At 65.1% G+C, this 12,889-nt stretch carries 15 protein-coding genes; 10 read left to right on the top strand and 5 right to left on the bottom strand.

The window, feature by feature from the left end; translation table 11 throughout:
- Positions 1–145 precede the first annotated feature (145 nt).
- From mnmE to U5A57_RS00535, 5 genes are all read left to right on the top strand, one after another.
- Complete coding sequence (mnmE, locus tag U5A57_RS00555; RefSeq protein ID WP_321907269.1) at positions 146–1,546, top strand: tRNA uridine-5-carboxymethylaminomethyl(34) synthesis GTPase MnmE; 1,401 nt, start codon at positions 146–148, stop codon at positions 1,544–1,546.
- Positions 1,547–1,697: 151 nt separating this feature from the next.
- Positions 1,698–2,009 (top strand): DUF4148 domain-containing protein, encoded by a 312-nt coding sequence (locus tag U5A57_RS00550; RefSeq protein WP_321907268.1) that lies wholly within the window; start codon positions 1,698–1,700, stop codon positions 2,007–2,009.
- 424 nt (positions 2,010–2,433) lie between these two features.
- Positions 2,434–2,622: a hypothetical protein gene (locus U5A57_RS00545; protein WP_321907266.1), complete on the top strand. Its 189-nt coding sequence runs from the start codon at positions 2,434–2,436 to the stop codon at positions 2,620–2,622.
- Between the two features lie 145 nt (positions 2,623–2,767).
- Entirely contained in the window at positions 2,768–3,004 is a 237-nt protein-coding gene (locus U5A57_RS00540; RefSeq protein WP_321907264.1) for a hypothetical protein, read from the top strand.
- A gap of 331 nt (positions 3,005–3,335) precedes the next feature.
- Complete coding sequence (locus U5A57_RS00535; RefSeq protein ID WP_415774566.1) at positions 3,336–4,361, top strand: S1C family serine protease; 1,026 nt, start codon at positions 3,336–3,338, stop codon at positions 4,359–4,361.
- Between the two features lie 59 nt (positions 4,362–4,420).
- On the opposite strand, the gene U5A57_RS00530 is transcribed toward U5A57_RS00535, so the two are convergent.
- From U5A57_RS00530 to U5A57_RS00515, 4 genes are all read right to left on the bottom strand, one after another.
- Entirely contained in the window at positions 4,421–4,831 is a 411-nt protein-coding gene (locus U5A57_RS00530) for an ecotin precursor (protein WP_321907262.1), read from the bottom strand.
- 136 nt (positions 4,832–4,967) lie between these two features.
- The gene (locus tag U5A57_RS00525) at positions 4,968–5,135 is read right to left on the bottom strand and encodes a hypothetical protein (RefSeq protein WP_321907260.1); all 168 of its coding nucleotides are present in this window, start codon (positions 5,133–5,135) and stop codon (positions 4,968–4,970) included.
- Positions 5,136–5,178: 43 nt separating this feature from the next.
- A complete protein-coding gene (locus tag U5A57_RS00520; protein ID WP_176732878.1) occupies positions 5,179–5,343 on the bottom strand; it encodes a hypothetical protein in 165 nt (54 codons plus the stop codon).
- Positions 5,344–5,530: 187 nt separating this feature from the next.
- On the bottom strand, positions 5,531–6,157 hold the full coding sequence (locus U5A57_RS00515; protein ID WP_321907257.1) for a LysE family translocator: 627 nt from the start codon (positions 6,155–6,157) through the stop codon (positions 5,531–5,533).
- 495 nt (positions 6,158–6,652) lie between these two features.
- On the opposite strand from U5A57_RS00515, the gene sap1 reads away from it, so the two are divergent.
- Entirely contained in the window at positions 6,653–6,994 is a 342-nt protein-coding gene (gene sap1 / locus U5A57_RS00510; protein ID WP_321907255.1) for a surface attachment protein Sap1, read from the top strand.
- A gap of 316 nt (positions 6,995–7,310) precedes the next feature.
- The gene (locus U5A57_RS00505) at positions 7,311–7,865 is read left to right on the top strand and encodes a YaeQ family protein (RefSeq protein WP_321907254.1); all 555 of its coding nucleotides are present in this window, start codon (positions 7,311–7,313) and stop codon (positions 7,863–7,865) included.
- A 19-nt stretch (positions 7,866–7,884) separates the two neighbouring features.
- On the opposite strand, the gene U5A57_RS00500 is transcribed toward U5A57_RS00505, so the two are convergent.
- Positions 7,885–8,295, bottom strand: a complete 411-nt coding sequence (locus U5A57_RS00500) for a VOC family protein (protein WP_321907797.1) — start codon at positions 8,293–8,295, stop codon at positions 7,885–7,887.
- Positions 8,296–8,781: 486 nt separating this feature from the next.
- Here U5A57_RS00500 and ada point away from each other — a divergent pair, with 486 nt between their 5' ends.
- The 3 genes from ada to gshA all read left to right on the top strand — a co-directional run bounded on the left by ada (position 8,782) and on the right by gshA (position 12,797).
- Positions 8,782–9,957: a bifunctional DNA-binding transcriptional regulator/O6-methylguanine-DNA methyltransferase Ada gene (gene ada, locus U5A57_RS00495; protein ID WP_321907251.1), complete on the top strand. Its 1,176-nt coding sequence runs from the start codon at positions 8,782–8,784 to the stop codon at positions 9,955–9,957.
- Positions 9,958–9,962: 5 nt separating this feature from the next.
- Positions 9,963–10,985: a DNA-3-methyladenine glycosylase family protein gene (locus tag U5A57_RS00490; RefSeq protein ID WP_321907795.1), complete on the top strand. Its 1,023-nt coding sequence runs from the start codon at positions 9,963–9,965 to the stop codon at positions 10,983–10,985.
- A 189-nt stretch (positions 10,986–11,174) separates the two neighbouring features.
- Positions 11,175–12,797, top strand: a complete 1,623-nt coding sequence (gene gshA / locus U5A57_RS00485; protein WP_321907250.1) for a glutamate--cysteine ligase — start codon at positions 11,175–11,177, stop codon at positions 12,795–12,797.
- Positions 12,798–12,889: the final 92 nt, after the last annotated feature.

Raw genomic sequence — 12,889 nt, 5'->3', positions numbered from 1 at the left:
CAGAGAAGTCTCGGCTAGCTGCCCAGCCGGAAAGCGCTTTGTCTGGCGCGTTACAATGCCTCGCGTTTTGAGAGTGCTCACGCGACCGTAGTCGGTCCCCGCACTTAGTCCTGATTTCAGCCCTGCTCCACGGTCCACACCCATCATGCTCGCCACCGATACCGATCCCATCGTCGCCATCGCAACTGCGCCCGGACGCGGCGGGATCGGCGTCGTGCGGGTTTCGGCCGGCCGCGCGGGCGCGGCGGCGACCGCAGCGTTGATGCAGGCCCTCACCGGCCAGAACCTGGTTGCGCGCCATGCGAGCTACGTGCCCTTCCTCGACGGCGCTGGCACCGTGCTCGATCGCGGTATCGCGTTGTCCTTTCCCGCGCCGCATTCGTACACTGGCGAGCATGTGCTCGAACTGCAGGGGCACGGCGGCCCGATCGTGCTGCAGCTCGTTTTGCAGCGCTGTATCGAAGCCGGCCGCGAGTTCGGATTACGCCTCGCCGAGCCTGGCGAATTCACGCGGCGCGCGTTCCTCAACGACAAACTCGATCTGGCCCAGGCGGAAGCCGTGGCCGACCTGATCGAGGCGAGTACGGAAGCGGCCGCGCGCTCGGCCGGCCGCTCGCTCGACGGCGCATTCTCGCGTGACATCCACGCGCTCGTGGACGACGTCGTCACGTTGCGCATGCTCGTTGAGGCGACGCTCGATTTCCCCGAAGAGGAGATCGACTTCCTCGAGGCTGCCGACGCGCGTGGCAAGCTCGCGCGCATTCGAGCACAACTCGACCACGTGCTCTCCGAGGCGCGCCAGGGTGCTTTGCTGCGCGAAGGACTTTCCGTCGTGCTCGCAGGACAGCCCAACGTGGGCAAGTCGTCGCTGCTGAACGCGCTGGCAGGCGCAGAACTCGCGATCGTGACGCCCGTTGCCGGCACGACGCGCGACAAGATTTCCCAAACCATCCAGGTCGAAGGCATTCCGCTGCATGTGATCGACACAGCAGGTTTGCGCGACACCGAGGACGAGGTCGAGAAGATCGGCATCGAGCGCACGTGGAGCGAAATCGGCCGCGCGGATGTGGTGCTGCATCTGCTCGATGCGCGCACGGGCATGAACGCCGAAGACGAGGCGATCGCCGCGCGCTTTCCTGCCGGTGTGCCGGTCGTCCGCGTGCTCAACAAGACCGACCTGACGGGCGTAGCGCCCGAAGTGGCGATGCGTCGCGCGGTTAGCGGTAGTGAAGTCTGCGAGTTGCGTCTTTCGGCGAAACAGGGCGACGGCATCGGGCTGCTGCGCGCGGAGCTGCTGCGCATTGCAGGCTGGCAGGCGGACGCGCAGAGCGTCTATCTCGCACGCGAGCGGCATCTCATCGCGCTGCGCGCTGCGCGCGAGCATCTCGCGCATGCGGCGGCGCACGCCGACCAGAATTCACAATTGCTCGATCTGTTCGCCGAAGAGCTGCGCCTCGCGCAGGAGTCGCTGAATTCGATCACCGGTGAATTCACGTCCGATGACCTGCTGGGTGTGATCTTCAGCCGGTTTTGTATCGGGAAGTAACCCCGCATCGCGCCCCACCCATTCTTCCGCCGCCTGGAACAATCCCTTCGAAGCACGAGGGTTAACCCTCGGCGGCAATCCTCCTAGACTTTCGCTCATCGGATGCAGACATGTTGTCGCGCCGAACCAAAAGCCAAAGGAGGTAGTTAGCATGAAGTCCCTGATCCAGACCGTAGCCGTTGCCGTTGCCCTCGTCGTGCCGGTGGCATCGTTCGCGCAGTCGAATGCGCCCATTACCCGCGCCCAGGTGCGCGCCGAGCTCGTGCAGCTCGAGAAGGCAGGCTGGCGTCCGGGCGCAGGGGCCGACCCGCACTACCCCGACGACCTTCTCGCCGCCGAAGCCAAGGTGGCCGCCGCGAACGGCGCAACGAGCGGCTATGGCGGCGCGGCAGCAGGCAACTCGGATGCGGGCCGCCCGGCGGTGCCCAAGTCCGACTGGAACGCAATGTATAACCATCCGTAACACAGCAATACCGCTAAGACGCTTGCATGATCCACGGCAATCACTTCGCATACCTGAATGAATACCTCCGCCGTCGTTGACTCGACGGCTTCGCTCGGGCCTCACGGCCTGGGCGCTTTTTCCGGCGACCGTCAGGCAACCTGGCGACGCGCTCATAAGCAACGCTTGTTCAGCCTCTCCTTTGCGCACTACGAGCTAACTGCAACGTCATTTACTTCGTAGTGCGATTCATTTGGCGATTCACTGACAATCGATTCTTTAACGGGCGCGCCCCGTCTCTTCCGCTCGCTAACACGACCCTCTTCCCACCATCAAACCACGGCGTCCATTGCGGGCGGCTGTAATTTGTGGACACACATCGTTGCTTTTCCAAACCATTGCCCCGGCGTGCCTCGTCGACAATCGGTGCCATAGGAGAACGACTATGAAAACACTCTTCTGCGCAATGGCTCTGGTTGCCTTGTCGGCTGGCCTCACGGGTTGTGTGGTGGCGCCGCCATACGCGTACGCGCCTGCGCCAGCCTATGGTTACGCGCCGGGCTACTATGCGGCGCCTTCGGTGGATATCGGGGTTGGCCTGGGCGGCTATTACGGTCACGGCTGGCGACATTAAGGGGACCATAACAAGGCCCTTGAAAGGTTGACGTCTGATCTTTGAACTTGACCTATCCGATGTGATAGCTGTACACGCGCCACCGCCGAACTAAAGTGGCGAGACACGCTTTCACAAGACGCTGGGCCGGCACTCGGGGGCAACCATGAGATTCATCGACGACGAGATCGCGCACATCACGCGCGCAATGGCGCCCTCGTTATCCGCTGGCACGACACCGGCCGTCTTTTCATTCGATTACTGGTACGAGCGCCTTTCCGCGCTGCTCGACCTCGCCCAGATCACGCCATCCCAGTTCCGTACAGTCGACGCGCTCATGCTCGAGCTCGAAACGCGCCAGGCTGCCTTCGGCACGAAGGCACGAGAGGCGCTGGCCGCATGACTCGCCGGTTCACGACTTTGCTTCGCCCCGCTTAACCTCGCCATGTCACCCGAGCATGGATTAGCCCGCGCAAGCGGGCTTTTTTCTTTTCCGGGACGGCAGGCACAAAAAAGACCGCGGCAGGGGCCGCGGTCAAGAGCTTGCCATTAGGCATCCTACGCGGCGCCGAGGGGTTGTCGCCGCCTCACCATTCTCGCGGCCAGCCCCTTGCACAGCAACGGTTTGCGCCCCGATTTAACAATCCCTAACCTTTTGACGGGTCCGGCTCGCGCTCTTGAAAACGCCGCGCGCCCCCTGCATGTACAGCCCACTTTTTCGGAGATTGAGAATCGTGGGCAGACGACCTTCCTTCATTGACGATCTGGCTCGCGGCGTCCCTCCCGACGGCGCGGGCCAGCGTGCGGGCATCGACGACGGCGCGCTCCTCGACGCCTATTCGCGCACTGTGATCGGCGCGCTGGAGCGCGTGCAGCCGGCCGTCGCGCACATTGCTGTCGAGCGGCGCGCATCGGGCCAAGCGCCCGCACGCGGCGGCAGCGGCTCGGGCTTCCTGTTCACCCCGGACGGCTACTTGCTGACGAATAGCCACGTGGTGCACGGAGCAAGCAAGCTCAGCGTCACGCTCGCGGACGGCTCGACGCAGAGTGCAGACCTGGTCGGCGACGACCCGAGCACAGACCTCGCCGTGTTGCGCATCGGCGCGCCAGAGGCGCTGCCGCATGCGCAGCTGGGCGATTCGGCGGGCCTGCGCGTCGGACAGATCGCGATCGCCGTGGGCAGCCCGCTGGGCCTCGCGCAAACGGTGACGACGGGCGTCGTGTCGGCGCTCGGCCGCTCGCTACGCTCCGAGTCCGGCCGCATGATCTACGACGTAATCCAGACCGATGCCGCGCTCAATCCGGGCAACTCGGGTGGACCGCTGATCAATTCGGCGGGACAAGTGATTGGCGTGAATACGGCGATCATTCCGGGTGCGCAGGCCATTTGCTTCGCCACGGCCATCGACACGGCAAAGTGGGTCATCACGCAGCTCTTCGCGCACGGCCGGGTGCGCCGGGCCTATATCGGCATTGCCGGCACCACGGTGCCGATCGCGCGCAGGGTGCAGCGCTATTTCGACCTGAGCGCAACTACCGGCGTGCGGGTGATGGAGATCGTCAAGGGCAGTCCAGCCGCGCTCGGCGGCCTGCGCGTGGACGACACGATCGTGACGATCGACGGCCTGCCCGTGGACGGCATCGACACGCTGCAGCGTCTCTTCGACGTTTCGCGCATTGATCGCGCCGTGGATATCGGTGTGATCCGCTTGACGCAGCGGCTTGACCTGAGGGTCACGCCCGTCGAGCAAACGGGCTAAGCGCAGGCAACGATCCGCGTGAAGCGCGGCGCGCCTTGGTACACGCGCCGCTGCCTGAATTACCAGCCGCCGCCGGGCTGCGCATAAACCGGCTGTTGTCCATAGCCGGACTGCACGTAGCCGTCGTCGTATTGCGGCGGAGGCGGCGCGGGTTGCGCCGGCGCGCAGGGTACATAGCGGCCCGAATACTGGTCGTAGCATGCCGCGCCGGCCGGAGCGGCGGCATAGACCGGCGCGGGCTGCGCATACACTGGCGCGGGCTGCGCATACACTGGCGCGGGCTGCACATAGGCCGGCTGAGCCGGGTACACCACCGCCGGGCCGCTGTTCAGCACGGCGCCGACCGCGGCGCCAATCAACGCACCGCCCACCAGCGCACCCACCACATCACCGCCGTGATCGTGCGCGCTCGCGGGGCCTGCCGCCACCGCACACCCCGCCAGCACCAAAACGGCCGCCATCTTTCGCATGTCGTTCTCCCTGAGAACCTTTGAAAACATGCGGCCGATTGTCAGCCCGAATACTGGATACAGGTGCTGCAAGTGGTAACGCCGAATTACGGGAAGATGTGGCCTGGCAGCGCGCGCTGGCCGGGAGCGAGTCCCGTCAGCGTGCGTGCTCGCCGTCGTGCGCGTCGGCCTCCTGCGAGCGCGGTGTGCTGCCGCGCTGCCCAGCAGACGGACAGAGAAGGGTGAGCGCAATGGATAGCACCATCAGCACGAACAATGCGACGAAGTACGCCATCCAGGAGAACTCGAATTCCACGAGTGCCACCCATAGGCTTCGGCGCGTTCATCCGCGCGATGCGTACGCCCGCTCAGTGATGCAAAAGGCTGCGCAACGGATGACGCCAGTCCATATGGTGTCCGTCGCCCGCTTCCACGCGCTGTCGATGCTCCTCGAGAATTTCGTCGGAAAACAGGAAGACGACAATGACGAGGGGAATCACCAGAAACGCGCCCAGTATTACGTGTTCGATCACGATAACCTCCTGGTTGTCAAGCGGTTTGCAACTGCATTGTAGCCGGGACGCGACAGTTTGCACATCCAGTGCGCAAAACAATGTTCGCCAACCATCACAAGCCAGCCTGAGCAGCCTGCGTGCCCGGTTCGCGGGCCGCGAAACCTGGCCCGCGTCACGGCCGCAATCGCGCCAAAAAAGGAGGCCGTTATGCCGCCGACTTTCTCCACGCGGCGGCAAAGAGCCCAGCGCCGATGAGCAGCGTGCCGCCGGTGCGATTGATCGCGCGCTGCACGCGCGGGCTGCGCACGACCTTGCGCGCGGCCGCTGCGAGCAGTGCGTAGAAGACGGCGTTGAGCGTTGCGAGCACGAGGAACGTGGCCTCGAACACGACGATCTGCGGCGTCATGGCCGCATGCGGGTCGATGAACTGCGGCACGAAGGCGACGAAGAAAATGATGCTCTTCGGGTTGAGCGCGGTGACCGCATACGCGTGCGCGAAGATGCGGCCAGTGCGCGTCTCCGACGTGTCCGGCGCGGCGCCTTCGCCAACCGGCGCGCGCCAGAGCTTCACGCCGAGGTAGATCAGATAGGCCGCGCCCACCCATTTCAGCACCGAGAACAGCGTGGCGGAGGCCGCCAGGACCACGCCAAGCCCGAGCATGGACGCGGTCATCGCCGTGAAGTCGCCGAGCGCAACGCCAGCCGTGGTGGCGAGCGCGTAGCGTCGGCCGTGGCCGAGCGCGTAGGAAACGACCAGCAGCACGGTGGGGCCGGGAATGGCAACGAGAATGGCCGAAGCAATCGCGAACGGCAGCCAGTGAGCGAAAGTCATGGGGGTTCCTCCGTTGGGAAGCCCGATTTATCCACGAACTTTTGCGGTACGCAAGCAGGGCGTGCGACCTTTTTTCGATAGCTTCAGGCGCGCCCTGGCATCGATTTTATTCTGTCGCCAATCCATTAATGCGCCCGCTAGCAATTGGTGCTCAGGCGACTTTGGGTGCGCCGCGTCATTACGCATTCAAGCGTCTACTAAACCGCTTAAATCAAAGCCGGTTCGATTGTCCTATTCCGGCTATAACCTGCTGCGGCTTGTTGGATAAGGCACGGTGCCTTGTAATCAACGCTTCGGAGTGCGGCTGGACGCCCTTTGACGTCGAGCCGAATGCCATCGCGCCGCTCGACTTCATGCTGCAAGCATCCACGCCTGTTGCAAGCGCACACAAGTCGGTCTTGCAGTCTTTCAACCGTTTTCTATGTTTAAAGACGCGGGTCCGGCATGAGAGTTAAATACATAGCTAACCTGACTAAAATCCCGCAGGAGGCAAACATGAAAATGCTATCCGGTATCGCCGCCGTGGCGGCCAGCTTTGCTTGCGCCTTTGCGGTTCAGGCTCAGGATGTCGGCGTGAAGCCGCAGCAAACGGTGCAGCTCAAGCCGGGTTCCTATGGCTGCCTCTCGAAGGACAAGCTCGACGCCGTCGCGCAGCACGAGCAGGCGGGCGAGCGTCAGCAGATGCAGGAGTACTTCACCGGATTCCAGTGTCTGTCCACGCCCGACAACCAGTCGTTCCGCGTCGTACAGGTGGTGGGTCATGACGTCGAATTCGTCAACGCGGCGAACGCCGATGAGCAAGGTCTCTGGACCAGCGACCGCTTCATCAAGCAATAAGCTCGCATCCCCATCTGCCGGAGATTGCGCTCACCCGCGAAGCGTGCGAGTCGCACCCGGAAGATATTCGTGAAGTGTCAACGCGCCCCTCGCAAGGTGGCCCGACGCACGTGCGCCGGGCCATCGTGATTGAGGGGCACGCTGCCGTGACGTGATCCAACGCGTCGCGCGCCGCTGTCAAACCCCCGTCACGTTCTCCTCAGACCATCCGCATTGCGTCGTCGCGTTCGACACACGCTGCATGTCGACTCGACCGGCACGTCGCTTGCTTGAAACTTCGCTATCATGTGCGGCTTTCGCGCGCCCGGAATTCGGTATGGCACTCAAATCAACCATCTACAAGGCAGAACTGCAGATCGCGGACATGGACCGGCACTATTACGCCGACCATGCGCTCACGATCGCGCGCCATCCTTCCGAAACCGACGACCGCATGATGGTCCGCATCGCCGCGTTTGCGCTCTTTGCGGGCGAGCGGCTCGAGTTCTGCAAAGGCCTCTCCGATACGGACGAACCCGACCTCTGGTGCAAGGACTACACGGGCGCGATCGAAACGTGGATCGAGGTGGGCCAGCCCGACGAACGCCGTATTGCCAAGGCGAGCGGCCGCGCGGACGAGGTCATCGTGATCGCCTACGGAGGGCGGACCTCCGACATCTGGTGGCAAGGCGTGCGCAACAAGGTCGAGCGCCTGCGCAACGTCACGGTCTGGTCGCTGGGCGAGGGCGTTGCCGCGTCGCTTGGCGCGCTGGCCGAGCGCACCATGCGCCTGCAATGCACGGTGCAGGACGGCGCGGCCTGGATCGGCAATACGAGCGCCGAGCCCGTGGCGGTCGAATGGAGCGTGTTCAAGGCCCCCGAAAACGTGTGAAAGCCGGCTGCGCGCGCGTTCAGGCGTGCGGCGGCCCCTTGAGTTCCACCATGTTGCCTTCCGGGTCGAACAGATACAGCGACGGCCCCAAACCCTCCGCCCCATAGCGCTCGACGGCATTGCCGGGGCGCGCGCCATGCTGCGCCAGATGTGACGTGAGCGCCTCGGCATCGAACGGCTCCACACGCAAACAGAGATGATCCATGTTGCCGCTTGCGCCAGCAGGCGGCGCGCCGGCGCCCCGGTCGAGCGGACCGCCGATCGTCACGAGGTCGATGAGCGAGCGTCCTGCGCGCAACTGCGTGAGCCCGAGATCGCGCTGCTCACGCTCCGGCTCGCAGCCGAGCACTTCGCAATAGAAACGCGTCATGGCGGCCAGATCGGCTGTTCGAATGACGACGTGGTCGATCTCACGAATCTTGATCCGCATGGCGTCCTCGGGGTCGTGCAGGGCTTCCATGATGAACCTGTGGACGCAGGGCTGCGCAGAATGCGCGCATGGCAGCGGGCCTCGCGAACGGCAATCGGCGGAGAATAGCGGGTGAGGGAGGGGAAACGCTGGACGAAAAAAAGCCCGCTGCTGTGAGCGGGCTTAATCCATATCAGGAGGAGACATGGAGGAGACAGGAACCACTATACCGAGTCGGCTGACGCGATGCAACAACTTTTTAAGGGAAAACCCGCAAAGTTACTATTTTGTCGCACGGGAATCGGCAACGCGCCACCAGGGATTCACCGAGGGCCATAAAAGTGCCAGATAAGTACCCGGCAAGGGCACGCTCATGGCCCATGCCAACCGCAATGACAGCGCAAGATCCGGCGCGCTATCGTCCGTACGCGAAGCTAGAGTGAGGGCATACAGACAGGCACCACGAGGAGCCCTCAAATGAGCGCCGTCCCTGAAATGAAACCAGCGATGAAACCTGCAAAAGCCAAGGACACGCCCGCGCGCGAGTGGACGAACGACACCGACCGCTGGCAAGCCGTCACGTCGCGCGACGCCCGCGCCGACGGCGCATTCTTCTACGCCGTGCGCACGACCGGCGTGTTCTGCCGCCCGTCGTGCGCGTCGCGGCTGCCGCGGCGCGAAAACATCGAATTCTTCGTCGAGGCCGACGACGCACGCGCCGCCGGCTATCGCGAATGCAAGCGCTGCCGCCCGGGCGGCCTGCCGCGCGAGCTGGAAATCGTGCGGCGCGCCTGTGCGGCGCTCGACGCCGACCCGCAAGAACGGCTCACGCTCGCGCAGTTGGGCGAAGCCGTGCATTTGAGCCCATTTCATCTGCAGCGCCTCTTCAAGCGCGTGCTGGGCGTCTCGCCGCGCCAATATCAGGCGGCGCGCCGCGGGGCCGTGCTGCGCGACGCGCTGGGCGAGGGCGCCGACGTCACGCGCGCAAGCGCCGACGCCGGCTTCGGCTCGTCGTCGCGGCTCTACCACAGCGTGCCGGGCGAGCTGGGCATGGCGCCTTCCGCGTATCGCCGCAAGGGCGCGGGATTGACGATTCACTACGCCGCCACGCCCACACCGATCGGCTTCGTGCTGATCGCGGCAACGGCAAAGGGCATTTGCCGGATTGCGTTCGGCGACGATGCCACGACGCTCACCGCCGCGCTCACGGCCGATTTCGCGAACGCGCAGTGCATTGAGGACAAGGCCGCGGTCGCGCCGTTCGCCGCGCAGATCGACGCGTATCTGCATGGCCGGCGCGAGCGTTTCGATCTGCCGCTCGACATTGCCGCGACGGCGTTCCAGCAGCGCGTGTGGGACGCGCTCCAGCGCATTCCCTACGGCGAGACGCGCAGCTACACGCAGATCGCCGAAACGCTCGGCGCACCGCGCGCGGTGCGGGCCGTGGCTAGCGCGTGCGCGTCGAATCCGGTGGCGCTGGCGATTCCGTGCCATCGCGTCGTGCAGAAGGGCGGCTCGCTCGCGGGTTATCGCTGGGGGCTCGAGCGCAAGGCGGCGCTGATCGACGCTGAATCGCGCGCCGGCGAGATCCGTGCATCGCAGGGAACCACGCGATCCACAAAAAGCACGAAAGACAACCGTTCGACCTCGAACCGCGCCAAAACACCGGAGACCGCTGCTTGAGTGTCATCGCCCCACAACCCGAAGCACAAACCGAGTCGCAGACACCGAGCGCCACACTCGAACTGCCGTTTCGCGCGCCCTACGACTGGCCGCGCGTCCTGCGCTTTTTCAGCGGCCGCGCAACGCCGGGCGTCGAAGCGGTGGAGGACGGCGCGTGGCTGCGCGCGATCGACTTCAACGGCGCGAGCGGCACGCTCGCCGTACGCCGTCACGCGCGCAAGCATTGCCTCGTCGTGCAGGTCGATGGGCCCGTCAGCGCGCACGCGGCGGCGCTTGCCGCGCCGCTCTCACGCATGTTCGACGTGCACGCCGATCCTGCTGCAGTCGCCGCGCATCTGAGCTGCGATCCATGGCTTGCGCCGCTCGTCGCGGCCGTGCCGGGGCTTCGCGTACCCGGCGCGTGGTCGGGCTTCGAACTCGTGGTGCGCGCGATCGTCGGGCAGCAAGTCAGCGTGAAAGCGGCCACGACCATTGTCGGGCGCCTCGTCGAACGCGTGGGCAAGCGCATCGACGGCCACGCGCACGCGCGCACAGCGTGGCGCTTTCCCACGCCCGCTGCGCTCGCCGCCGCCGATCTTGCGGGCATCGGCATGCCGGGCAAGCGCGTGGCCGCGCTGCAGGGCTTCGCGCAGGCCGTGGCGAGCGGTGTGGTGAAAATCGAACGCGCCTACGCAGAGAAAGCAGAAAAAGATCAGGAAAAGCCGCGCAGCAAGCGCCAAAACAGACAAATCGACACTATTGCGCCAGAGGCCGCCGACCTCGACGCGATGCGCGCCGCACTGCTCGCGTTGCCCGGCATCGGGCCGTGGACCGTGGAATACGTCGCAATGCGCGCGTGGCGCGACGCGAACGCGTGGCCCGCGACCGATCTCGTGCTGATGCAGGCCATCGCGGCGCGCGATCCGGCGCTCGTGCGCGCGACCCAACAGCGCACCCGCACCGACACATGGCGCCCCTGGCGCGCGTACGCCGCCATGCATTTGTGGAACGAAATCGCCGATCGAGCGGGTGCGGCGCGCGGCGGCTAGGGCGAGGCAAGGAAGGGCAAGGGACCGGGCGCCGCCCCCGGGGAAGCGCGTGCCGGCGGGCCAAAACCCCGACCGAGGCAAGCCCAAGCAGGTCTTTCGGCGAGATGTTAAAGTGCCCGCTACCGAAAAGAATCCCGGCCGGCGAGCGCTCGCAGCACCGCGCAGCCGGCCCGAGCCCGACTTGCCTCAATGTCAGACACGATCTCAACACGCACGAACGACGTTCTCGCACAGCGCCTTTCCGTGCTGGGCGACGGGCCACATCGCGGCGCGCTCACGCGCGGTCTGCGCGGCATCGAGAAGGAAAGCCTGCGCGTAACGCGCGACGGCCGCCTCGCCATGACGCCGCACGCCGCGGCGCTCGGTTCGGCGCTCACGCATCCGTCGCTGACCACCGACTATTCGGAAGCGTTGATCGAGATCATCACGCCTGCCGAGACCGATGCGTCGATCACGCTCGCGAAGCTCGACGAGTTGCATCGCTACGTCTACGCCGTGCTTGCGCGTGACGGCGAAATGCTCTGGAACGAATCGATGCCGGGCCTCTTGCCCGACACCGACGACGGCATTCCCATCGCGCGCTACGGCAGCTCGAACATCGGCCGCCTGAAGTACGTGTATCGCATGGGTCTTGCGCTGCGCTACGGCCGCACCATGCAGTGCATCGCCGGCATCCACTACAACTATTCGCTGAGCGACGAAGTGTGGCGCGTGCTGCACGCGCATCATCAGTCCACGGCGTCGCTCACCGACTATCAGTCCGAGCGCTACCTCGCGCTGATCCGCAATTTCCGCCGCACGAACTGGCTGCTCATGTATCTGTTCGGCGCGTCGCCCGCGCTCGACGCGCGCTTCCTGCGCGGCCGCGAGCACAAGCTCGAAGCGTTCGACGCCGACACGCTCTATCTGCCGTACGCGACGAGCCTGCGCATGAGCGATCTCGGCTACTCGAACACGACGGGCCAGTCCGCCTTGCGCGCCGACTACGACACGCTGGCAGGCTATCTCGACGCGCTCGCGCAAGCCGTGAGCCAGCCGTATCCGCCTTACGAGGCGATCGGCACGCATCGCGACGGCGAATGGGTGCAGATCAACACGAACGTGCTGCAGATCGAGAACGAGTTCTACTCGACGATTCGCCCCAAGCGCGTAACGCATCCGGGCGAGCGGCCGCTGCATGCGCTCGCCGCGCGTGGCGTGCAGTACGTCGAGGTACGCTGTATGGACATCGATCCGTTCGAACCCATCGGCATTTCACTCGAAACCGCACGGTTTCTCGACGCCTACCTGCTCGCGTGCGCACTGGACGAAAGCCCGCTCCTGCCTGCCGACGCTTACGCCGAATCGAATGAAAACTTTGGCCTCGTAACGAAAGAAGGGCGCCGCCCGGGTCTCGCGCTCAAGCGCGAGAACAAGGACGTCTCGCTGCACGAGTGGGCGCAGGAGCTGTTCGAGAAAATCGGCCACGCAGCCGCCGTGCTCGACGCGGCGCACGGCAGCGACGAGCATACCCGCTCGCTCGCGGCACAACGCGTGAAGCTGGCCGACCCGTCGCTCACGCCTTCGGCGCGCGTGCTGCAAACCATGCGCGATAACAAGCAGTCCTTCCTGCAATTCGCACTCGCACAAAGCGAGCGCCACGCCGCGCAATTTCTCGCGCGTCCGCTCGACACGGCGGTCACGGCTGAGTTCGAAACGCTCGCGAGCGAATCGCTCGCAGAGCAGGCGCAACTCGAGCGCGACGAAGTCGGATCGTTCGACGCGTTCGTCGCCGCGTATCGCGCATATACGCTCAATCGCTTCAGCGTCTGAGTAGAGCGTCGAGGCCGCGTTCGAGCGGCAAGCCAGTGCGCCGTTGCGGCGTACCCATCCCCTCGCAGTTTGCCTCGGGCACCGCATTTGCT

The organism is Paraburkholderia sp. J11-2 (genome assembly GCF_905220185.1).
Lineage (GTDB): Bacteria > Pseudomonadota > Gammaproteobacteria > Burkholderiales > Burkholderiaceae > Paraburkholderia.
Note: the sequence above shows the minus strand (reverse complement) of the source record. Positions and strands in the feature narration are given on the sequence as shown.